The organism is Microbacterium sp. TWP3-1-2b2 (assembly GCF_049896145.1).
Lineage (GTDB): Bacteria > Actinomycetota > Actinomycetes > Actinomycetales > Microbacteriaceae > Microbacterium.
Map to the genome: position 1 here is coordinate 188,833 of NZ_JAFCTS010000001.1, position 21,260 is coordinate 210,092.

Genomic DNA, 21,260 nt, shown 5'->3' on the forward strand with positions numbered 1-21,260 from the left:
AGCAGACCTATCTTGCTCTTGAGTTGTGCGCTCTGCTCTCACACCCAGGTCGGCATCCAGTTGTGGATGAGCCAGAACTCATACGGCACGTTCATGCCGATCCACACCGGATAGTAGAACGCTGACACGAGCACGGTCACGACGAGGAAGACGATCACTGTGCGCTCGCCCGACTGCCGGCGATGCAACGGCTCGTAGCGTCGACCCGCGATCTCACGCAGCGCCAGCACCAGCGCCAGCACCAGGAACGGCATCATCACCACTGTGTAGAACTGGAAGATCGTGCGCTGCGGATACAGCAGCCACGGCACATAGGTGACGGCGAGGCCGACCAGGGGGATCGCGTAGGTCCACGGCATCGGCTGGCGCCGGATCAACCCGCGCACGAATCGGTAGAGCAGGAAGATCGCAGCGGCTACGCCGGCGTACCAGATCAGCGGATTCGGCACCGAGGACACCACGGAGATGCAGTGATCGGTGCCGCAGCTCTGATCGTCGCCCACCCAGACCGCAGTCGGTCGTATGAGGAACGGCCACTGCCAAGCCGGACTCGCATACGCGTGCCCTGTGCTGAGGCCGACGTGGAAGCCGTAGATCGACTCGTGGTATTTCCACAGAGCCGCCAGCGGGTTCGCGGAGAACTGGCGGTCGTATCCGCCTGCCGTCAGCAGCCAGCCGGTCCAACTGGCGAGATAGGTGAGCAGCGCCGCAGGGACCAGCAGCAGGAACGAGACCGGGCCCTGGCGGAACGCGGCATCCGTGGGCCATAACAGCACGCCGGCGCGTCGACGCGCAAGTGCATCCGTGATCACGAGGTACAGTCCGAGACCCGCCAGCGCATAGAGGCCGGACCACTTCACCGCGCAGGCGGCGCCGAGCGCGAACCCGGCCGCGACGACCCACGGCCGGCGCCAGATCACCGGGCCCCAGAGCGGGTCGGGCGAATCACGTTCGACTCGCTCCACCAGCGGAAGACTGCGCCTGCGGTCGTACAGGATGAACAGGAATCCGAGCAGGATGAAGAATGTCAGGATGCCGTCGAGCAGCGCGATCCGGCTCATCACGATACTGAGGCCGTCGATCGCGAGCAGGAGTCCCGCGATGGAAGCCGCGACGACGGACCGTGTCAGCGCCTTGGCGACCAGATACACGAGCAGGACGGTGGCCGTGCCGATCAAGGCGACCGTCAGGCGCCAGGCCGCGCTGTTGCCGGCACCGAAGACGCCCATACCCAGCGCGATGATCCACTTGCCCAGTGGAGGGTGCACGACGAAGCTGCCGGCACCCGTCAGCGCGCTCGTGTCTCCCGTGAGGAAATCCTGGTTCGCGCCATCGCCCCACGTGCCCTCGTAGCCCAGCGTCCACAGGGACCAGGCGTCCTTGACGTAGTAGGTCTCGTCGAAGGCGAGCACGTGCGGGTGCGCCAGGTTCGTCAGTCGCAGCACGGCTGCGAGCGCCGTGATGACGAGCGGGGCGAGCCATCGGATGATGCGATGCCAGTCCGGATCGAGCAGCATCCGATCACGTAGCCTGCCCCATCGCGTCAGACGCTCCTCAGGAGGCGGGAGCAGAGGCACGGGCGCGGTCACGGCACAAGCCTAAGCGGCAGAGCGCGCCTAAGCTGATCGTGTGATCATCCTCGCCGCGACTCCGATCGGAAACCTCGGCGATGCGTCCCGTCGACTCATCGAGGTGCTCGAGAACGCCGAGATCGTCGCCGCGGAAGACACTCGGACGACCGCTCACCTTCTTCGCGCGCTGCAGATCGAGAATCGACCGAGGCTGATCGCGCTGCACGATCACAACGAGAAGCACATGGCGGCAGAGCTCGCCGCTCTCGCCGCCGATCAGGACATCGTCGTGGTCAGCGATGCCGGGATGCCCGCGGTCAGCGACCCCGGCTACGGCTTGGTCGCCGAAGCGGTCGCCCAGGGAGTCACGGTGACCGCCATTCCAGGGCCGAGCGCGGTGCTCACGGCGCTCGCGATCTCAGGATTGCCGACCGATCGCTTCACGTTCGAAGGGTTCCTGCCGCGAAAACCGGGTGAGCGGCGCTCAGCTCTGACGAAGCTCGCCTCAGAACCGCGCACGATGCTCTTCTTCGAATCGCCCGCGCGCCTGGCATCGTCGCTCGCCGACATGGGCGCCGCATTCGGCGCAGACCGCCGGATCGCTGTCTGTCGTGAGCTGACGAAGTTCTACGAAGAGGTTCGTCGTGGCACAGCATCCGAGCTCGTGGAGTGGGCCGCGAAGGGCGTCAAGGGCGAGATCGTCGTCGTGGTCGAGGGAGCCGCGCCGCTCGATGTCTCAGTCGATGACGCGAGCGCGCAGGTGCAGTCGCTCGTCGACGGCGGCATGCGTCTGAAAGAGGCCTGCGCCGAGGTCGCGGCGGCGACCGGCCTGAGCTCGCGCGACCTCTATCAGCAGGCTCTCGCGGCACGTTCGCGATGAGCGACAGCGCGAACTTCGCACAACAGCAGCGATATCGCAGAGAACCGATGGATTCCTGCGAGATCGATGTCGTTCCGCGAGATCCAGGTGATGCCGCGATCGCGGCGGCTTACGACGCCCGCGCTGCCGAGTACATCGAGATCGCCGGAAGCATCGACCAGATGGATGCCGCGGATCGGTCCCTGATCGGGCAATGGCGAGATTCCACCCCGGGCAACCTGCTGGATGCCGGCTGCGGACCTGGTCTCTGGACCGTATTCCTGCACGATGGGCACCGAGAAGAGGGGCACCGAGAAGAGGGGCACCGAGAAGTCGCGGGGCTCGACATCTCCGCCGAGTTCCTCGTCTCGGCCCGGCGGCGCCTGCCGCACCTGCGCTTCGAACAGGGGTCGTTCCGTGCCCTCCCATTCGACGACGCCTCACTCGGTGGCATCCTCGCGTGGTATTCGCTGATCCACACGCCGCCCGAAGAGGTTCCCGTGATCCTGACGGAGTTCGCTCGAGTGCTGGGGCTCCCGGAGGCTCACTCCTGATCGGCTACTTCGATGGCACACCTCGCGAGCAGTTCGCCCACGCCGTCGCGCCGGCGTACTACTGGTCGGCGGATGCTCTCACAGACCTCCTCGCTGAAGCCGGCTTCGCAGTCACAGCCGCGGAGCATCGCGATCGCGAGCCCGGCGAAGTGAGCGGGCGCCCGCACGGTGCAGTGACCGCGGTCCGCACATGAACTGACGGCGTGGAGACGCCGCGGAACGAGCATCGAGGCGCCCGCGTAACCACCCCCGCCGCCACGCCTAGAATTGACCCCATGCCCGCAGGCGAATCCTTCTACATCACCACGCCCATCTACTACCCCTCCGATGTTCCGCACATCGGCCACGGGTACACATCGGTGGCGACGGACACGCTCGCGCGCTGGCACCGTCAGTCGGGTGATGACACCTGGATGCTGACCGGCACGGACGAGCACGGGCAGAAGATGCTCCGCGCCGCCGCGGCGAACAACGTCACACCGCAGGAATGGGTCGACAAGCTCGTCACCGAGAGCTGGTTCCCGCTGCTGGAGACGCTCGACGTCGCCAACGACGACTTCATCCGCACGACGCAGGAGCGCCACGAGAAGAACGTGCAGGTGTTCTTCCAGCGCCTGTACGACGCGGGCTACATCTACGCGGGCGAGTACGAGGCGCTCTACTGCGTGGGCTGTGAGGAGTTCAAGCCCGAGTCGGAGATCGTCGACGGCACCGGACCCTTCGAAGGCCTGAAGGTCTGCGCGATCCACTCCAAGCCGCTCGAGCTGCTGCAGGAGAAGAACTACTTCTTCAAGCTCAGCGAGTTCCAGGACCGTCTGCTCGACCTGTACAAGACCGAGCCCGACTTCGTGCGGCCGCACTCCGCGCGCAACGAGGTGGTCTCGTTCGTCAGTCAGGGGCTGAAGGATCTCTCGATCTCGCGCTCCACGTTCGACTGGGGCATCCCGCTGCCGTGGGACGAGTCGCACGTCATCTACGTGTGGGTCGACGCGCTGCTCAACTACGCGACCGCCGTCGGCTACGGTTCGGATGAAGAGACGTTCGAGCGTCGCTGGCCCGCGTACCACGTGGTCGGCAAGGACATCCTCCGTTTCCACGCCGTCATCTGGCCTGCGCTGCTGATGGCCGCGGGGCTCGACGTGCCCAAGGGTGTGTTCGCGCACGGATGGCTGCTCGTCGGCGGCGAGAAGATGTCCAAGTCGAAGCTCACCGGTATCGCGCCGACCGAGATCACCGACGTGTTCGGCTCCGACGCGTACCGCTACTACTTCCTCTCCGCCATCGCATTCGGACAGGACGGCTCCTTCAGCTGGGAAGACCTCTCGGCCCGCTACCAGTCCGAGCTGGCGAACGGCTTCGGCAACCTTGCATCGCGCACTGTCGCGATGATCGAGAAGTACTTCGACGGCGTCGTGCCGGAAGCGGCTGAGTACACGGAGCAGGATCTCGCGATCCAGAAGATCGTGGCGGATGCTGCCACCGCGGCCGACCGCTGGATGGAGCAATTCCGCATCGACGAGGCGATCAAGGAGATCTGGACCATCGTCGACGCACTGAACGGCTACATCACCGAGAACGAGCCGTGGGCGCTCGCCCGAGACGAGGACAAGCGCGCTCGGCTCGGCACTGTGCTGTACACGTGCGCCGAGGGTCTGCGCGCGCTCGCCGTCCTGCTCTCGCCGGTCATGCCGCAGTCGACCGAGAAGCTGTGGTCGGCGCTCGGTGCATCCGAGACCCTGGGGTCTCTGCAGACGCAGCCCATTCGTGAGTCGGGCACGTGGGGTGCGCTGCAGGCCGGCGCGCAGGTGGCCGCACTGGCGCCGCTCTTTCCTCGTGTGGAGTCGCAGGCTTGACCGAAAACCCCAGTCAGTACGTTCGGGAGCGGGCGGCGGACGGTCGTAAGGACCTCCGTTATCCCGCCGCTCCCGAACCACTGACCGTCCCGGTGTACGACAACCACGCGCATCTGGAGATCACCGACGGCGTCGAACCGCTTTCGCTGAAGGAGCAGCTCGACAGAGCCGAGGCGGTGGGTGTCAAAGGCGTCGTGCAGGCATCAGGCGACATCGAGTCCTCCCGTTGGGCGGTGGATGCCGCGGCATCCGATCCTCGCCTGCTCGCAGCCGTCGCGATCCATCCCAACGACGCCCCCGTCTATGCCGAGGCCGGACAGCTCGATCACGCCATCGATGTGATCGACGAGCTTGCCGGGCATCCGCGTACGCGCGCGATCGGCGAGACCGGCTTGGATTTCTTCCGCACAGAGCAAGAGCGCCGCGGCCCGCAGTTCGAGTCGTTCGAGGCGCACATCGCGCTCGCGAAGAAGCACGGCATCGCGATGCAGATCCACGACCGTGACGCGCACGATGCGGTGCTGGAGACGCTTGCGCGCGTCGGCGCGCCGGCGACGACCGTGTTCCACTGCTTCTCCGGCGACGACGCGATGGCCAGGATCTGCGCGGATGCCGGGTATTACCTGTCCTTCGCCGGCAATGTCACGTTCAAGAATGCGCAGAACCTGCGCGATGCGCTGCACGTGACCCCACTCGAGCGCATCCTCGTCGAGACGGATGCGCCGTTCCTCACACCGGTGCCGCTGCGGGGCCGTCCGAACGCGCCGTATCTGATCCCGCTCACCCTGCGATTCATGGCCGACGAGCTCGGGCTGGAGCTCGACGAACTCGCCGCGCAGGTCGCCGCGAACACTCTCGAGGTCTACGGGGCATTCGCGGACTGAGGCGCGTACACCCGCCGGTCGTTCGGCACACGATCTCAGACCGCGGCAGCGCCCTCCGCCTCGTCGATCACGGGCTTCGCGTTCACGATGTGCGAGATCGGCTTCCACACCAGCACCAGGGTGATCGCTGCTCCGACGAACGCGAACCACCACGGCGCCGTGAGGCCCCACACCTGGGCGATGACGCCGCCGAGCGCTTGACCGATCACCATGCCGCCGAACACGCCGACCATGTTCACCGATGCCACCCGGCCCTGCAGCTCGTGGGGCACCAGGCGCTGTCGCACGGTCGTCGAGATCGTGCCCCAGACGAACGCGTACGAGCCGAACACGAACATGATCACCAGTGCGACCCAGCCGACACTGGTGAGCGCGAACGCCAGGTGCATGAGCACTTCGAGCGACAGCGCCACGCGCATGAGGGTGGCGAAGGACACGTGCCGCTCCAGCCACCCGAACGTGAGTGTGGCGAGGATGCCACCGGCGGCGGATGCCGTGGTGAGAGCCCCGTAGCCGACGGCGCCCATGTGCAGATGTTCCGTCGCGTAGAGCACGAGCACGCCCCAGGGAGCGGCCCAGGTGATGTTGAAGGTGAGGATGATCAGCACCAGCATGCGCACCGGAGGGTTTCGCCACATCCAGCGCACACCCTCGGCGATGTCGGTGTGGACGGGGGACGGCTTCTCGGCCGATGTGGCGCGCGGCGGCACCGGAGTCCGCGCCATCCGTGAGATCAGCACCACTGCGAGCAGCACGCACACGACCTCGACCAGGAACGGCAGCGCGTGGCCGGCGGCGAACAGGAACGCACCGACCGGCGGACCTGCGAACTGGTTCGCGACCAGATACCCCGCCTGCAGTCGCGCGTTGCCGATGCCGAGATCGGCGGGCTTCACGAGCATCGGGAGCAGCGTGCTGCTCGCGGTGTCGACGAACACCTCAGCGGTTCCGTAGAGGAAGGCGGCAGCGAGCACGACCCAGATGCTCGCCGTGTCGGTGAAAAGGAACACGCACAGGCCCGCCAGCACGATCGCCCGTGCGGCGTTGGCGAACATCACGAGCCGTCGCCTGTCGAATCGGTCCGCGATGGCACCGGCGTGCAGTCCGAAGATCAGCCAGGGCAGGAATTGCAGTACGGCGCCTGCCGCCACGAGGATCGGCGAAGAGGTCATGGATGCGATCAGCAGGGGAGCGGCCGCCAGGGCGATGCCGTCGCCGACGTTGCTCGTCCAGGACGACGCCAGCAGCCAGCGGAAATCGCGGCCCATGCGGCGGGGTGCGATGACTTCTCCGAGCGAGGGCACCCGAACACATTACCGGCATGGGGGACAATGGCAGGATGACCGTCACGCTGCTCGGCGCCACCGAGATCCGCCGTCTTGCCGCCGAGCTCGACGTCACACCCACCAAGAAGCTCGGCCAGAACTTCGTCGTCGACGCCAACACGGTGCGCAAGATCGTGCATGTCGGGCGCGTGCAGGCAGGGGAGCGGGTCGTCGAGGTCGGTCCAGGACTCGGCTCCCTCACGCTCGCCATTCTCGAGGCCGGTGCATCCGTCACGGCGGTCGAGATCGATCACCGCCTCGCCGCACGGCTGCCCCAGACGGCTGCGGATCACGGTGTGCCCTCCGATGCCCTCACCGTGGTCGACGCGGACGCGCTGCGCATCACTGAGCTTCCGGGTGACCCGGCCGTGCTCGTCGCGAACCTGCCGTACAACGTCTCCGTTCCGGTGCTGCTGCATTTCATGGAGACTTTCCCGAACCTGCAGCGGGGCGTCGTGATGGTGCAGGCCGAGGTCGGCGAACGCCTCGCCGCGCCACCAGGGAGCAAGATCTACGGCGCTCCCAGCGTCAAAGCGGCCTGGTATGGACCATGGCGCTTGGCCGGCAACGTGTCCCGTCAGGTGTTCTGGCCGGTGCCGAACATCGACAGCGTGCTCGTCGCCTTCGAACGCGACGCAGAGCCTCGCGGCAGCGAGGAGCTGCGCAAGGCAACCTTCCGCATCGTCGACGCGGCCTTCCAGCAGCGCCGCAAGATGCTGCGCCAGGCACTGTCCGTCGTCCTCGGTGGGACTGCAGCCGAAGCATCCGCAGTGCTCGAGAAAGCAGGGGTCGCGCCCACTGCGCGCGGCGAACAATTGACGGTGGATGACTTCGTGAGAATCGCCGAGGCGCTGGACGGCTAACCTGGAGGCGTGACTGAGACGCCGCGCTTCCCCACAGACATCGCCGAGCTCCACCGCCCGTACGCGGCGAAGGAGGACAGGTACAAGAACTTCGAATACCGTCAGGTCGGCACGTCCGGCCTGTATCTGCCGCCGATCTCGCTCGGTCTGTGGTGGAACTTCGGTGACAACATCCCGCTCGACAATCAGCGCGCACTGCTGCGCCACGCATTCGACAGCGGCATCACGCACTTCGATCTCGCCAACAACTACGGCCCGCCGTACGGCTCAGCCGAGAAGAATTTCGGCCGCATCTTCGCGGACGACTTCCGCCCGTACCGTGACGAGCTGATCATCTCGTCGAAGGCCGGCTATGACATGTGGCCGGGACCGTACGGAAACTTCGGCAGCCGCAAGTACCTCATCGCGAGCGCCGAGAAGTCACTCACCTCGATGGGCCTCGACTACGTCGACATCTTCTACTCGCACCGCGTCGACCCTGTGACACCGATCGAGGAGACCGTCGGCGCGCTCGACACGCTGGTACGACAGGGCAAGGCGCTCTATGTCGGCATCTCGTCGTACAGCGCCGAGCGCACAGCGAAGGCGGCAGCAGTCGCCCGCGAGCTCGGTACACCGCTCGTGATCCACCAGCCGGCCTACTCGATCCTCAACCGCTGGGTCGAAGGCGGACTGACCGATGCGCTGCGCACCGAGGGAATGGGAGCGATCGCCTTCACTCCACTCGCCCAGGGGCTGCTGACGGACAAGTATCTCGGTGACGGCACGGCCGAGCGGGCCCAGAAGCGCGGTTCGCTCTCTGACAGGCCGCTCTCCGACGAGGGGCTCAGCATCCTTCGCGGGCTCAACGACGTCGCCAAGGAACGCGGGCAGTCGCTTGCGCAGATGGCGCTGCTGTGGACGTTGCGTGACCCGGTGGTCGCCTCGGCACTCATCGGTGCTTCGCGTCCTGAGCAGCTCGATGAGAACATCGCGGCCATCAACGGGCCTGCTCTCACCGACGAGGAACTCGCTCGCATCGACGCCCTCTCCGACGGCATCGACGTCGATCTCTGGGCGTCATCGTCCACTCTGTGAGTCACGCATGAGCCTCGCCGCGTTCCCGGAAGCGGTGCACGTGCGTGCACCGGGGAAGATCAACGTCTATCTGGGCGTCGGCGGACGTCATGACGACGGATATCACGCGCTGGCGACGGTCTTCCAGGCGGTCTCGCTCTACGAGGACGTCATCGCGCGTGACGCCGACGACTTCACCGTGAGCGTGGTCGGTGTCGCCGATCCCGACACGGTTCCGGTCGACGACCGCAATCTCGCGATGCGTGCGGCGAAGATGCTCGCATCGGCGACCGGATACACCGGTGGTGTCCATCTCGAGTTGCGCAAGAGCGTGCCGGTCGCGGGGGGAATGGGCGGAGGATCAGCGGATGCTGCGGCCGCCCTCGTCGCGTGCGACGCCCTGTGGGGCACAGGGCTCTCACCGCACCGCCTCCATGAACTCGCTGCTCGGCTCGGCGCCGACGTTCCGTTCGCACTGCACGGCGGCACAGCAGTCGGCACTGGTCGAGGCGATCAGCTGAACCCGGCGCTCGCACGCGGTCGCTTCGACTGGGTACTCGTACCCAGCGACGAGGGGCTGTCGACGCCGGAGGTCTACGCGCGCCTAGACGCGCATCGCGCGGAGAACGGCGCTCTGGCGGATGATCCGCCACTGTCGCTCGATGTGCCCATCCCCGTGCTTCAGGCGCTGCGCGCCGGAGACCCGCACTCGCTTGCCGCGTGTATGTTCAACGACCTCGAGGCGCCTGCGCTTCTGGAACGACCCGCACTCGACGACATCATCAACGAGGGCTTGCACGCCGGAGCGCTGAGCGGGATCGTCTCGGGCTCAGGCCCCACGGTAGCGTTCCTGTGCGAGACGCCGGAGAGCGCGCAATACGTGCAGAGCGAACTCATGGATGCCGGCCGCACTGCGCTGCATGTGCACGGGCCGGTGCCCGGCGCTCGGATCATGAGTGCCTGAGTCCAGCTGATCACCGAAACCGTGATCGGCAGCAGGGCCTCCTGCGCGGCGTGGTCTCGACGACGAGAAGAGGAGGTCGGAGCGCGCACGGCGCCCCGACCTCCTCTTCTCGCGTCAGCGCTCAGCGCACCGCGTCAGCGCACCGTGCCGGCGCGGCGCTTGTTGTAGATGTCGAAGGCCACTGCCAGAAGCAGCACGAGACCCTTCACGATCTGCTGACTGGACTGAGGCACACCCATCAGCTGCATGCCGTTCGTCATGACGGCCATCACGAGGCCGCCGACCAGCGCGCCTCCGACACGTCCGACTCCGCCCATCGTCGAGGCGCCGCCGATGAAGCAGGCCGCGATCACGTCCAGCTCGAACATGTTCCCCATGCCGGGCTGCGCGCCGTTGGAGCGCGAGGAGAACACCGCAGCGGCGATGCCGGTCAAGAAGCCCATGTTGACGAAGATCCAGAAGTTGACGCTGCGCACGTTGACGCCCGAGAGCCGGGCAGCCGACAGGTTGCCGCCCACGGCATACACATGGCGGCCGAACACCGTGCGGTTCGCGATCACCTGATAGATCAAGATGAGCACCGCGACGATGATCAGGACGATCGGGAAGCCGCGGTTGTACGCCAGGGCCCATGCGAAGGCCAGCAGCACGGCCGAGACGACGACGAGCTTCAGCACGAACAGCGGCATCGACTCCACGGTCTGGTTATACCCCTGACGCGTGCGACGGCTGCGCAGCGACGAGACGACGACACCGATCACGGCGAGCACACCGATGACGAGGGTGAAGATGTCGACGGTCTGCGGCACGGCCATCAGCCCCTCGCCCTGACCTACGGTGATCGTCCCGAAGGGGCCGTCCAGGAAGCCGCTCGCGACCTCGCGGTAGTCGGTCGGGAATGGCGACAGCGACACGTTGTTGAGCACCAGCCAGGTGAGGCCGCGGAACAGCAGCATGCCGGCAAGGGTGACGATGAACGCCGGGATTCCGACGTACGCGACCCAGTACCCCTGCCATGCGCCCACCACGATCCCCACGATGATGGCGGCGATCACACCGACCCACCACGGCATTCCCATCCGGATGACGAGCACGGCGGAGACGGCGGATGCGAACGCGAGGACGGAACCGACCGAGAGGTCGATGTGGCCCCCGACGATCACCAGGATCATGCCCAGCGCCATGATCAGGATGTGTGCGTTCTGCAGAACGATGTTCGTGACGTTCTCGGGGCTGAGCAGCGTTCCTCCGGTGAGGATCGTGAACAGCAGGATGATCGCGACGAACGCGATGTAGATGCCTGACGTGCGCAGGTTGTGGGTCAGCAGGTCTTTGACCTCGGTGAACACGTTGTTCATGCCGCGGCCTCCTTCGGGGAAGAGTTCTCGATTGTCATGAGGGACATGAGCGCCTCCTGTGTCGCATCCGCGACGGGAAGCTGCCCGGTGATCCGCCCGTAGGCGAGGGTGTAGATGCGGTCGGAGAGCCCGAGCAGCTCCGGCAGTTCGCTGGAGACCAGGATCACGGCCTTGCCGGCCGCAGCGAGTGCGCCGATGATCTCGTAGATCTCGTACTTGGCTCCGACGTCGATGCCACGGGTCGGCTCATCGAGGATCAGGACCTCTGGATCGGTGTAGAGCCACTTCGCCAGCACGACCTTCTGCTGGTTGCCGCCGGAGAGGTTTCCGACGATCTGGGCGACCGTTCGCGACTTGATGTTGAGGTCGTTGCGGTACTTCTCCGCGACCTCCACCTCTCGGTTGCCGTCGATGAACGGCCCGGCGGATGTCAGCTTGCCCAGGGCGGCGGCGGAGATGTTCGTCTTGATGTCGGTGATCAGATTGAGACCGTACTCCTTCCGGTCCTCCGAGACATACGCGATCCGATTGACGATGGCATCCTTCACCGTACGGGTGGAGATCTCCTCGCCGCGCAGGAAGACCCTGCCAGAGGCATCCCGCCCGTAGCTGCGTCCGAAGACGCTCATCATGAACTCGGTGCGGCCGGCACCCATGAGCCCGGCGATGCCGATGATCTCGCCTGCGCGCACCGAGAGCGAAGCGTCGTCCACGACGACGCGGTCCTGCTGCGTCGGATGCAGCACGCTCCAGTTCTCGATGCGGAAGATCTCCTCGCCGATGTTCGGCGTGCGTTCGGGGAACCGGCGATCCAGCGACCTGCCGACCATGCCGCGGATGATGCGATCCTGCGTGGCATCGGCGCCGTGCATGTCGATGGTCTCGATCGTCCGCCCATCGCGGATGATCGTCGTCGAATCGGCGATGTCGACGATCTCGCCGAGCTTGTGACTGATGATGATGCACGTGATCCCCTGCTCACGAAGGCCACGGAGCAGGCCGAGCAGATGCTCGGAGTCGGAGTCGTTGAGCGCGGCGGTCGGTTCGTCGAGGATGAGCAGACGCACGTCCTTCGTCAGTGCCTTGGCGATCTCGACGAGTTGCTGCTTCCCGACGCCGAGCTGCCCGACCGGTGTCGTCGGGTTCTCGTGGAGTCCGACGCGTTCCATGAGCGTCGCCGCTCGCGCGTTGGCCTCGTGCCAGTCGATCAATCCGCGGTGGAGGACCTCGTTGCCGAGGAAGATGTTCTCGGCGATCGAGAGGTGCGGAACCAGGGCGAGCTCCTGGTGGATGATGACGATGCCGGCGTGCTCGGAGTCCTTGATCGCGTTGAACCGCTGCGGTTCGGCGTCGAAGACGATCGATCCGTCGAACGAACCGTGCGGGTACACGCCGGAGAGCACCTTCATGAGGGTGGACTTGCCTGCGCCGTTCTCGCCGCAGATCGCGTGGATCTCTCCGCGGGTGACGGTCAGGGTGACGTCATCGAGCACCTTGACGCCGGGGAAGTTCTTGGTGATGTTGCGCATCTCGAGGATAGCGTCGGACATCGCAGCTCCTGTCTATGAGGGGGTGACAGCAGTCGTGGGGGGCCGGCCCCCCCCCCCGCGCCCCCCCCCCCGGCGGCACCACCCGGGAGCCAAACCGACCCCCCCGGCCGGGCCCGGGCGCCCGCCCCCCACGACGGGGATCAGTCCGCGACGCCTGCGGCGACCTCTTCCTCGGTCCAGTAGCCGGACTCGACCAGCAGCGGGGCGATGTTGTCAGCCACCACGATGTCGGACTCGAGCAGGTAGGACGGGACGACCTTCACGCCGTTGTCATATGTCTCGGTGTCGTTGGCCTCCGGCTCCTCGCCCTTCGCGAACGAGTCGGCGGCGGCGACTGCCTGAGTGGCGAGCTTGCGAGTGTCCTTGAAGATGGTCGCGTACTGCACGCCGTCGGCGATCATCTTCACCGACGCGATCTCGGCATCCTGACCGGAGACGATCGGGAGTCCGTCTTCGATGGTCGAGCCGTAGCCCGCGTTCTCGAGGGCCGTGATGATGCCGCGCGAGATGCCGTCGTACGGAGCCAGCACGCCGTCGAGCGGCTTGGAGCCGCCGTCATAGGTGCTGGTGAGCAGGTCTTCCATGCGCTTCTGCGCGGTGGCCTGATCCCAGCGCAGCGTCGAGACGGTGTCCATGTCGATCTGGCCCGACGTCACGGTGATGCGTCCGTCGTCGAAGTACGGCTGCAGCGTGTCGATCGCACCCTGGTAGAAGAACTTCGTGTTGTTGTCGTCGGGTGAACCGGCGAACAACTCGATCGACTTGGGATCCGCCTGGCCGGTGTCCTCGTTGTTCTCGTCGAGGAAGCCGAGTCCGCGCAGCAACGACTGCGCCTGCTGCACCCCGACGGTGTAGTTGTCGAACGTGACGTAGAAGTCGACGTCCTCGGTGCCGTTGATGAGTCGGTCGTACGCGATGACCGGGATTCCCTTGCTCGCGGCGTTCTCGAGCTGCGTCGCCAGAGCGGTGCCGTCGATGGATGCGACGATGAGGATGTCGGCGCCGTTGGTGATCATCTGATCGAGCTGCTGCTGCTGACGGGGGATGTCGTCGTTCGCGAACTGGAGGTCGACGTCGTAGCCGGCTTCTTCGAGCTGCGACTTCACGGCGTCGCCGTCGGCGATCCAGCGCTCGCTGGTCTCAGTGGGCATCGCGACGCCGACGGTGATGTCGGTCGCCTCGGCGTTGCCCTCTGACTCGGGAGCAGGGCTGCTCGCGCAGGCTGCGAGTCCGAAGGCGAGGGCGAAGGCGCCGGTGGTCGCTACTGCACGCAGGACTTTTCTACGCATTGCGTTCTCTCTTCCTTGAAAGGTCGGCGGTCCGTGCTGTCGGACCGCTCTGTCGGCTGCGGAGCGGCGCTCGCGCGCTTTCCGCCCCCGAAGCATTGCATATTGACGTACCTGCGGACAAATTATTTTTTTCGGTAGCATGACTGAGTCTGATCGACGCGCGGAGAGGCGGTGCGATGCCCGATATGGTCCTGAGCATGACGGGCGTCACGAAACGCTTCCGCGGTGTGACGGCTCTGAATGACGTGTCTTTCGAGGTGCGCCGCGGCGAGGTTCATGCGATCTGCGGCGAGAACGGTGCGGGAAAGTCGACGCTCATGGAGATCCTCAGCGGCGTGCATCCGCACGGCACGTTCGAGGGGACGATCACGTTCGACGGGCGGGACATGCAGTTTCGATCGCTCGCCGACAGCGAGGCCGAAGGCATTGTCATCGTGCACCAGGAACTGGCTGTCGTCCCGCAGCTCTCCATCGCTGAGAACATCTTCCTCGGGCATGAGATGACCCGCTACGGTCTCGTCGATGAAGAGCGCACCTATGCCCGCGCGGCCGACCTGATGGCCAGGGTAGGTCTCCACGAGAGTCCGGCGACGCGGATGTCCGAACTCGGGATCGGCAAGCAGCAGCTGGTCGAGATCGCGAAAGCGCTGGCCAAGGACGTCAGGCTGCTGATCCTCGACGAGCCGACCGCTGCGCTCGGACGCGACGATTCCGATCGGCTGATGGCACTGGTCGCCCGATTCCGATCCCAGGGGATCACCTGCGTGCTGATCTCGCACAAGCTGCAGGAGGTCCTGTACATCGCGGACCGGATCACCGTGCTTCGCGACGGCGCATCGATCGAGACGATGCGCCGCGATGACCCCGACACGGATGAGCGTCGGATCATCCGCGCAATGGTGGGTCGCCCGCTCGATGATCTCTTCCCGCCGCGTGAGCCGGACATCGGCGACGAGCTCTTCCGCGTCGAGAACTGGACCGTTCATCATCCGAGCGACCCGCAGCGGGTGGTGATCGATGATGTGAGCTTCCATGTGAACTCGGGTGAGATCGTGGGGATCGCGGGTCTGATGGGAGCGGGACGGACCGAGCTCGCGCTGAGCATCTTCGGTCGCTCCTACGGATCGACCATCACCGGGTCGGCGTTCAAACGCGGTGAGGAGATCGAGCTGCGCACGATCCAGGAGACGATCGGTCATGGCATCGCCTACGCTCCTGAAGACCGAAGGCAGGACGGACTCAACCTGCTCGCCTCGGTGCAGACGAGCATCTCCTCTGTGGCGCTGGGTCGACTCGCTCATCGCGGGCTGGTCGACGGTGTCCGCGAACGGAAGGTGGCCGAGGCGTATCGCTACAAGATGAACATCAAGACGCCGAGCGTGAGTGCGGCCACGGCGACCCTCTCGGGTGGGAACCAGCAGAAGATCGTGTTGTCGAAATGGATCTTCAGCAACCCCGACGTCCTCATCCTCGATGAGCCCACCCGCGGCATCGACGTCGGTGCCAAGTATGAGATCTACGGCCTGATCAACGAGCTCGCGGCACAGGGCAAGGCGATCATCGTCATCTCCTCAGAACTGCCGGAGGTGATCGGACTCTCCGACCGTGTCTACACGCTCGCAGATGGGCGCATCACCGCCGAAGTGACCAGGGCCGATGCAACCCAGGAGCTGCTCATGCGACACATGATGGTCACGCGTTGATGGCTGCGCGCCAACATATGGCAGATCCTGATCTCGTGGTGCCGTCGCCGGCGTCCGCCCGGCCGGCCGCGCGGACGACGAACGAGGATGTGCGGCAGCAGAATCTTTCGGCCGTGCTGCAGCTGGTGCACGGTCGCGGTGCTCTTTCCCGATCGGAGATCGGTGCGCGTACAGGCCTGACCCGCTCGACCGTGACAGCGCTGGTGCAAGAGCTCCTCGACCTTCAGGTCGTCTGCGAGACGTCGGTGAAGCCCACCGGCCGGGCCGGCCGGCCGTCGCTGGGAGTCGCGGCTGAGGACCGCGTCGTCGCGCTGAGCGTGAGCGCTGACCCGCACGCCGTCTCAGTGGCACTGGTCGGTCTGGGAGGGGCGGTGCATTCGCGAGTCCGCCACGACCTCGCCAAACCCCCGAACCCGAGACGTTTCGCGCAGCTCACGTCCTCGTTGGTCGACGGCATGCGCGCGGACATCGATCGCCATTACCGCCTCGTCGGCGCAGGGGTCGCCGTTCCGGGCCTGGTGGACAGTGGCGGGACGGTGCTGCTGTCGCCCTCGCTCGGCTGGCGGCGCGAGAACCTGGCGCATCGTCTGGCCGATGCGATCGGCATGGACGTGACAGTCGGCAACGACACCAGCGTCGGCGCGATGGCGGAGACGCGGTTCGGCGTAGGGCGAGACGTCGACAACGTCCTCTACCTCAGCGGTTCCATGAACGGGATCGGCGGCGGGCTGGTCCTCGACGGTGCGCTGGTGCGTGGCACGTCGGGGTTCGCGGGGGAGTTCGGCCACACGGTCGTCAACACGTCCGGAGCGCTGTGTTCCTGCGGACGCCGCGGGTGCCTCCAGGTCGAGGTGCACCCGGCGAAAGTGCTCGCGCTTCTGGGCAGACGGGGCCTCGACGAGGATGAGCTCGACATCGAACTCGGCCTCGTACGCGACCCCGTCACTCTGGCCGAGGTGGCACGACAAGTCGATGTGCTCTCGGTCGCGCTGACCAACTTCGTCAACGCGTTCGCGCCGCAGATGGTCGTGCTCTCCGGATATCTCGGTGTGCTGCTGGCCACGAGCCGAGAGCGACTGTCAGCGGCCGTCCGACTCCACCCCGTCGGGGCGGAGGGACGTACCGTTCGTCTCGAGCGAGCGCACATGCGATCGCACCTGATGCAGATCGCGCCCGCCGAACTCGCCTTCGGGCCTCTGCTGAGCGATCCGGTCGTCAGGGCGCCGAGGGCGTAGCGCCGAAGCATCGCCTCCGCCCGCCACGGCCCGTGGGCCGACGGCGTGCGCTGATCTTCGCAACCAGACATAATGAATGGACGATGTGACCGTGCACATATGAGGAGGCAGGTGTGATGTCCAACGCCTCCGAGCGCGCGCGGCTTCCCAGCATCCGTGATGTCGCGCGACTGGCGGGGGTGTCTCATCAGACGGTGTCGCGGGTGCTCAACGAGCATCCGAGCATCCGCCCTGAGACGAAGAAGCGCGTGCAGGATGCGATCGCGGTCCTCGACTACAAGCCCAACCTCGCGGCGCGTGCGCTCGTCACCAGCCGTTCGCGCACGATCGGCATCCTGTCCGCCACGATCGGCGAGTTCGGTCCGACCTCGTCGATCGCGAGCATCGAGGATGCCGCCCGTGTCGAGGGGTACTCGGTCACGACCGTGAACCTGCCGGCCACCACTCCCGAGGCGATCGGCGACGCGATCAGGCAGTTGGGGCGGGAGCAGGTCAGCGGCATCGTCGTGCTCGCTCCACAGGTGCGGGTGTTCAACGTGCTGCGCGGCATGGCCGTCGGCGTGCCGTTCGTCAGCCTGCAGACGGCATCCGGTTCGGACGGGTTCTCACTCTCCGCGGATCAGGTCGCCGGCGCGCGCGCGGTCACGGAGCATCTGATCTCGCTGGGTCACAGCGACATCGTCCATCTGGCGGGACCCCAGGACTGGATCGAGGCCGAATCGCGCATGCGCGGTTATCTCGACGCCCTGCGCGAGGCTGACCTCCCCACCTTTCCGCCCATCCGAGGGGATTGGACGGCGGACTTCGGTTACTTCGCGGGTACCGAGCTCGCACGCCGCCCGGATTTCACCGCCGTCTTCGCGGCGAACGACCTCATGGCGATCGGCCTGATGCACGGCTTCAGGGATGCCGGAATCGACGTGCCGCGTCAGGTCAGCGTCGTGGGCTTCGATGACATACCCGTCGCAGCTCACGTCTGGCCGACACTCACCACCGTGCATCAGGACTTCCCATCACTGGGACAGCGTGCGGTGCACATCCTGCTCGCGCAGATCCGCGGGGAGGACATCCCGGAATTCGGACCGGCCGTGCCGCAGCTGCGCATGCGTTCCTCCAGCGCGTCGCGCTGACGTCACGGCGGCCGAGTCTCGATAGCGCAACGAGAGATGACCTCCACTTGACACCGGAGATCAACAGGCGCAATATTGTGTCTCATGTGAACGGTCACATTGAGAATGGCCGTCAAGTATCGAGGAAGATTCGTGAGCAGCACAGCAACGATGCCAACAGTGTCGGGGCCGATCTTGGAGATGCGTGGCATCACCAAGGAGTTCCCGGGCGTGAAAGCACTCTCCGACGTCTCGATCACCGTGCGCGCTGGCGAGATCCATGCCATCTGCGGCGAGAACGGCGCGGGCAAGTCGACTCTGATGAAGGTGCTGTCCGGGGTCTACCCGTACGGCACCTACGACGGCGACATCCTGCTCTACGGCGAAGAGCAGCGTTTCAAGGACATCGTGGCCAGCGAGCAGGCCGGCATCGCGATCATCCATCAGGAACTCGCGCTCATCCCGGAGCTCTCGATCACCGAGAACATCTTCCTCGGTAACGAGATCGCGCGCGGCGGCGTCATCGACTGGAGCGCCGCCAAGACGCGTGCCACCGAGCTGCTCGCCCGCGTCGGCCTCGATGAGAATCCCGATATCGCGATCAAGCACCTCGGAGTCGGCAAGCAGCAGCTGATCGAGATCGCCAAGGCGCTCAACAAGGACGTGCGGCTGCTCATCCTCGACGAGCCGACCGCGGCGCTGAACGAGAACGACTCGCAGCATCTGCTCGATCTGATCCTCGGCCTCAAGGCCAAGGGCATCGCATCGATCATGATCAGCCACAAGCTCAACGAGATCGAGCAGATCGCCGACGAGATCACGATCATCCGTGATGGTCGCACCGTTGAGACTCTCGACATCACCAAGGGCGAGATCAACGAGGACCGCATCATCCGCGGCATGGTCGGACGCTCCCTGGAGAGCCGGTATCCCGACCGCACACCGGAGATCGGCGAGGTCTTCTTCGAGGTCAAGGACTGGTGGGTCCAGCATCCGACCGTCTCAGAACGCATGGTCGTCAAGGGCTCCGGCATCACCGTCCGTCGCGGCGAGGTGGTCGGCATCGCCGGTCTCATGGGCGCAGGACGCACCGAGTTCGCCCGCAGCATCTTCGGACGCTCGTACGGCAACTTCCTCGGCGGCCAGATGTTCAAGGACGGCGAGGAGATCGAGCTCCGCGACGTCTCCAGTGCGATCCGCCACGGGCTCGCGTATGTCAGTGAGGACCGCAAGACCCTCGGGTTGAACCTGCTCGACACGATCAAGCGCGCGATCGTCTCCGCCAAGTTGTCGAAGATCGCCGCCAGGGGAGTGGTCGATGACCGCGAGGAGTTCGCTGTCGCCGAGCGGTACCGCAAGGCGCTTCGGATCAAGACGCCTTCGGTCGAAGAGGGCGTCAACAAGCTGTCCGGCGGAAACCAGCAGAAGGTCGTGCTCGCGAAGTGGATGTTCACCGACCCCGATCTGCTGATCCTCGATGAGCCGACCCGCGGCATCGACGTCGGCGCGAAGTACGAGATCTACTCGATCATCAACGAGCTCGCGGCCTCCGGCAAGGGCGTCATCGTCATCTCCAGCGAACTGCCAGAGCTGATGGGCATCTCCGACCGCATCTACACGATCTTCGAGGGACGCGTCACCGACTGCATCCCCGCAGACCAGGCAACTCCGGAGGCGCTCATGCGCAGCATGACCTCCACGAACCAGAAAGCGAACGCATGAGCGGCTCCAGCACCACCCCCGAGGTCAAGAATCAGGGATTCCACTTCCGTGACATCCGCAAGATGTTCGGCGGTGCGCAGTCATCACTGCGTCAGTTCGGCATCTTCGGCAGCCTCATCGTCATCGTTCTCCTGTTCGAGGTCCTGACCCTCGTGCGCAACGGACCCAACGGTGCGACACTCACGCCGGGCAACCTGATCAATGTCATCAACCAGTACTCCTTCATCCTGATCCTCGCGATCGGGATGGTGATGGTGATCATCATGGGTCACATCGACCTGTCGGTCGGCTCTGTGGCTGCTTTCGTCGGAATCATCGTCGCGAAATCGATGGCCGAATGGAACCTCCCCTGGCCGCTGGCGATCGTCCTCGGACTCGTCGTCGGGGCCCTGGTGGGAGCGTGGCAGGGGTTCTGGGTCGCCTATGTCGGGGTGCCGGCGTTCATCGTGACGCTCGCCGGCATGCTGTTCTTCCGCGGCGCGAACCAGTGGATCGGCAATTCGCAGTCCATCCCGGTGCCCAAGGAATTCGTGTACATCGGTGCCGGCTATCTGCCTGAGGTAGCACTTCCGCTCCCGTTCAACGTGCCGACCATGATCCTCGCGCTGGCCGGCGTCGCGTGGTTGGTCTTCTGGGAGATCCGCACTCGTCGCGTTCAGCACAAGATGGGCTCGATCATGGCGCCGCTGTGGGTGAGCGTGACCAAGGTCGTCCTGCTGTCCGTCGTCGTGCTCGCTGCCGGCTGGATGTTCGCCACAGGTCGTCCAGGCACGAGCTTCCCTGTCTCGGGCATCATCCTGCTCGCCCTCGTCATCATCTATTCGTTCATCACGCGCAACACCGTCTTCGGCCGGCACATCTACGCGGTCGGCGGCAACCGTCAGGCGGCCGGTCTTTCCGGTGTGAAGGATCGCTGGGTCGATTTCTTCGTCATGATGAACATGTCTGTGCTCGCAGCCCTCGCCGGCATGATCTTCGTCGCACGGTCGCAGGCCTCAGGGCCCGGTGACGGCAACGGCTGGGAGCTCGACGCCATCGCCAGTGTGTTCATCGGCGGCGCCGCGGTCGCCGGCGGCATCGGCACCGTGATCGGCTCGATCATCGGTGGTCTCGTGATGGCGTTCCTGAACAACGGCCTGCAGCTGCTCGGCCAGGGCGCCGACGTCGTCTCGATGATCAAGGGCCTCGTGCTCCTGGTCGCCGTCGGCATCGACGTGTGGAACAAGCAGCAGGGGCGCCCGTCGCTCATCGGATTCATGATGCGCAAGCGCAACCGTCCCGACACCCCGAACCTCACTGACTATCCCACCTCCGCCGCGGGCACCGCGAGCGGCAAGAAGGAGACTTCGTCGCGCTCGTGAGCGG

Annotated in this window: 17 protein-coding genes; 12 read left to right on the forward strand and 5 right to left on the reverse strand. The window is 65.6% G+C overall.

The window, feature by feature from the left end:
• Window positions 1-38 precede the first annotated feature (38 nt).
• Complete coding sequence (locus ACP7AR_RS00965) at window positions 39-1,589, reverse strand: dolichyl-phosphate-mannose--protein mannosyltransferase (RefSeq protein ID WP_426181579.1); 1,551 nt, start codon at window positions 1,587-1,589, stop codon at window positions 39-41.
• A 40-nt stretch (window positions 1,590-1,629) separates the two neighbouring features.
• Between ACP7AR_RS00965 and rsmI the strand changes: the two genes are divergently transcribed.
• The 4 genes from rsmI to ACP7AR_RS00985 all read left to right on the forward strand — a co-directional run bounded on the left by rsmI (window position 1,630) and on the right by ACP7AR_RS00985 (window position 5,721).
• Window positions 1,630-2,451 carry a 16S rRNA (cytidine(1402)-2'-O)-methyltransferase gene (rsmI, locus tag ACP7AR_RS00970; RefSeq protein WP_426181581.1) on the forward strand — a complete coding sequence of 274 codons (822 nt, stop codon included), beginning with the start codon at window positions 1,630-1,632 and terminating at the stop codon, window positions 2,449-2,451.
• Entirely contained in the window at window positions 2,448-2,984 is a 537-nt protein-coding gene (locus ACP7AR_RS00975; RefSeq protein WP_426181584.1) for a class I SAM-dependent methyltransferase, read from the forward strand. The genes rsmI and ACP7AR_RS00975 overlap by 4 nt, the downstream gene beginning before the upstream one ends.
• Window positions 2,985-3,259: 275 nt before the next feature.
• The gene (gene metG, locus ACP7AR_RS00980; protein ID WP_426181587.1) at window positions 3,260-4,837 is read left to right on the forward strand and encodes a methionine--tRNA ligase; all 1,578 of its coding nucleotides are present in this window, start codon (window positions 3,260-3,262) and stop codon (window positions 4,835-4,837) included.
• Complete coding sequence (locus ACP7AR_RS00985) at window positions 4,834-5,721, forward strand: TatD family hydrolase (protein ID WP_426181590.1); 888 nt, start codon at window positions 4,834-4,836, stop codon at window positions 5,719-5,721. The genes metG and ACP7AR_RS00985 overlap by 4 nt, the downstream gene beginning before the upstream one ends.
• A gap of 35 nt (window positions 5,722-5,756) precedes the next feature.
• On the opposite strand, the gene ACP7AR_RS00990 is transcribed toward ACP7AR_RS00985, so the two are convergent.
• Window positions 5,757-6,989 (reverse strand): MFS transporter, encoded by a 1,233-nt coding sequence (locus ACP7AR_RS00990; protein WP_426187559.1) that lies wholly within the window; start codon window positions 6,987-6,989, stop codon window positions 5,757-5,759.
• A gap of 71 nt (window positions 6,990-7,060) precedes the next feature.
• On the opposite strand from ACP7AR_RS00990, the gene rsmA reads away from it, so the two are divergent.
• From rsmA to ACP7AR_RS01005, 3 genes are read left to right on the forward strand one after another with little or no spacing between them, the layout of a single operon-like run.
• A complete protein-coding gene (rsmA, locus tag ACP7AR_RS00995) occupies window positions 7,061-7,909 on the forward strand; it encodes a 16S rRNA (adenine(1518)-N(6)/adenine(1519)-N(6))-dimethyltransferase RsmA (protein WP_426181593.1) in 849 nt (282 codons plus the stop codon).
• A gap of 9 nt (window positions 7,910-7,918) precedes the next feature.
• Window positions 7,919-8,986 (forward strand): L-glyceraldehyde 3-phosphate reductase, encoded by a 1,068-nt coding sequence (gene mgrA, locus ACP7AR_RS01000; RefSeq protein WP_426181595.1) that lies wholly within the window; start codon window positions 7,919-7,921, stop codon window positions 8,984-8,986.
• A 7-nt stretch (window positions 8,987-8,993) separates the two neighbouring features.
• Window positions 8,994-9,929: a 4-(cytidine 5'-diphospho)-2-C-methyl-D-erythritol kinase gene (locus ACP7AR_RS01005; RefSeq protein WP_426181598.1), complete on the forward strand. Its 936-nt coding sequence runs from the start codon at window positions 8,994-8,996 to the stop codon at window positions 9,927-9,929.
• 134 nt (window positions 9,930-10,063) lie between these two features.
• On the opposite strand, the gene mmsB (ACP7AR_RS01010) is transcribed toward ACP7AR_RS01005, so the two are convergent.
• The 3 genes from mmsB (ACP7AR_RS01010) to chvE all read right to left on the reverse strand — a co-directional run bounded on the left by mmsB (ACP7AR_RS01010) (window position 10,064) and on the right by chvE (window position 14,126).
• Entirely contained in the window at window positions 10,064-11,287 is a 1,224-nt protein-coding gene (gene mmsB, locus ACP7AR_RS01010) for a multiple monosaccharide ABC transporter permease (protein ID WP_426181600.1), read from the reverse strand.
• Window positions 11,284-12,837 carry a multiple monosaccharide ABC transporter ATP-binding protein gene (mmsA, locus tag ACP7AR_RS01015; RefSeq protein ID WP_426181603.1) on the reverse strand — a complete coding sequence of 518 codons (1,554 nt, stop codon included), beginning with the start codon at window positions 12,835-12,837 and terminating at the stop codon, window positions 11,284-11,286. The genes mmsB (ACP7AR_RS01010) and mmsA (ACP7AR_RS01015) overlap by 4 nt, the downstream gene beginning before the upstream one ends.
• A 140-nt stretch (window positions 12,838-12,977) precedes the next feature.
• Window positions 12,978-14,126 (reverse strand): multiple monosaccharide ABC transporter substrate-binding protein, encoded by a 1,149-nt coding sequence (chvE, locus tag ACP7AR_RS01020; protein WP_426181606.1) that lies wholly within the window; start codon window positions 14,124-14,126, stop codon window positions 12,978-12,980.
• A gap of 176 nt (window positions 14,127-14,302) precedes the next feature.
• Here chvE and ACP7AR_RS01025 point away from each other — a divergent pair, with 176 nt between their 5' ends.
• The 5 genes from ACP7AR_RS01025 to mmsB (ACP7AR_RS01045) all read left to right on the forward strand — a co-directional run bounded on the left by ACP7AR_RS01025 (window position 14,303) and on the right by mmsB (ACP7AR_RS01045) (window position 21,256).
• Complete coding sequence (locus ACP7AR_RS01025) at window positions 14,303-15,829, forward strand: ATP-binding cassette domain-containing protein (RefSeq protein WP_426181609.1); 1,527 nt, start codon at window positions 14,303-14,305, stop codon at window positions 15,827-15,829.
• Between the two features lie 17 nt (window positions 15,830-15,846).
• The gene (locus tag ACP7AR_RS01030; RefSeq protein WP_426181612.1) at window positions 15,847-17,064 is read left to right on the forward strand and encodes an ROK family transcriptional regulator; all 1,218 of its coding nucleotides are present in this window, start codon (window positions 15,847-15,849) and stop codon (window positions 17,062-17,064) included.
• Window positions 17,065-17,180: 116 nt separating this feature from the next.
• The gene (locus ACP7AR_RS01035; RefSeq protein WP_426181615.1) at window positions 17,181-18,194 is read left to right on the forward strand and encodes a LacI family DNA-binding transcriptional regulator; all 1,014 of its coding nucleotides are present in this window, start codon (window positions 17,181-17,183) and stop codon (window positions 18,192-18,194) included.
• A gap of 150 nt (window positions 18,195-18,344) precedes the next feature.
• A complete protein-coding gene (gene mmsA, locus ACP7AR_RS01040; RefSeq protein ID WP_426187561.1) occupies window positions 18,345-19,895 on the forward strand; it encodes a multiple monosaccharide ABC transporter ATP-binding protein in 1,551 nt (516 codons plus the stop codon).
• A complete protein-coding gene (gene mmsB / locus ACP7AR_RS01045; RefSeq protein ID WP_426181617.1) occupies window positions 19,892-21,256 on the forward strand; it encodes a multiple monosaccharide ABC transporter permease in 1,365 nt (454 codons plus the stop codon). The genes mmsA (ACP7AR_RS01040) and mmsB (ACP7AR_RS01045) overlap by 4 nt, the downstream gene beginning before the upstream one ends.
• Window positions 21,257-21,260 lie beyond the last annotated feature (4 nt).

What these genes read in the sequence shown, in the direction of transcription:
- ACP7AR_RS00975 (WP_426181584.1), top strand. Translation starts at nt 2,448, where the DNA reads ATGAGCGACAGCGCGAACTTCGCACAACAGCAGCGATATCGCAGAGAA.
- metG (WP_426181587.1), top strand. Translation starts at nt 3,260, where the DNA reads ATGCCCGCAGGCGAATCCTTCTACATCACCACGCCCATCTACTACCCC.
- ACP7AR_RS00990 (WP_426187559.1), bottom strand. Translation starts at nt 6,989, where the DNA reads ATGGGCCGCGATTTCCGCTGGCTGCTGGCGTCGTCCTGGACGAGCAAC.
- rsmA (WP_426181593.1), top strand. Translation starts at nt 7,061, where the DNA reads ATGACCGTCACGCTGCTCGGCGCCACCGAGATCCGCCGTCTTGCCGCC.
- ACP7AR_RS01005 (WP_426181598.1), top strand. Translation starts at nt 8,994, where the DNA reads ATGAGCCTCGCCGCGTTCCCGGAAGCGGTGCACGTGCGTGCACCGGGG.
- mmsB (WP_426181600.1), bottom strand. Translation starts at nt 11,287, where the DNA reads ATGAACAACGTGTTCACCGAGGTCAAAGACCTGCTGACCCACAACCTG.
- mmsA (WP_426181603.1), bottom strand. Translation starts at nt 12,837, where the DNA reads ATGTCCGACGCTATCCTCGAGATGCGCAACATCACCAAGAACTTCCCC.
- chvE (WP_426181606.1), bottom strand. Translation starts at nt 14,126, where the DNA reads ATGCGTAGAAAAGTCCTGCGTGCAGTAGCGACCACCGGCGCCTTCGCC.
- ACP7AR_RS01025 (WP_426181609.1), top strand. Translation starts at nt 14,303, where the DNA reads ATGCCCGATATGGTCCTGAGCATGACGGGCGTCACGAAACGCTTCCGC.
- ACP7AR_RS01030 (WP_426181612.1), top strand. Translation starts at nt 15,847, where the DNA reads ATGGCAGATCCTGATCTCGTGGTGCCGTCGCCGGCGTCCGCCCGGCCG.
- ACP7AR_RS01035 (WP_426181615.1), top strand. Translation starts at nt 17,181, where the DNA reads ATGTCCAACGCCTCCGAGCGCGCGCGGCTTCCCAGCATCCGTGATGTC.
- mmsA (WP_426187561.1), top strand. Translation starts at nt 18,345, where the DNA reads ATGCCAACAGTGTCGGGGCCGATCTTGGAGATGCGTGGCATCACCAAG.
- mmsB (WP_426181617.1), top strand. Translation starts at nt 19,892, where the DNA reads ATGAGCGGCTCCAGCACCACCCCCGAGGTCAAGAATCAGGGATTCCAC.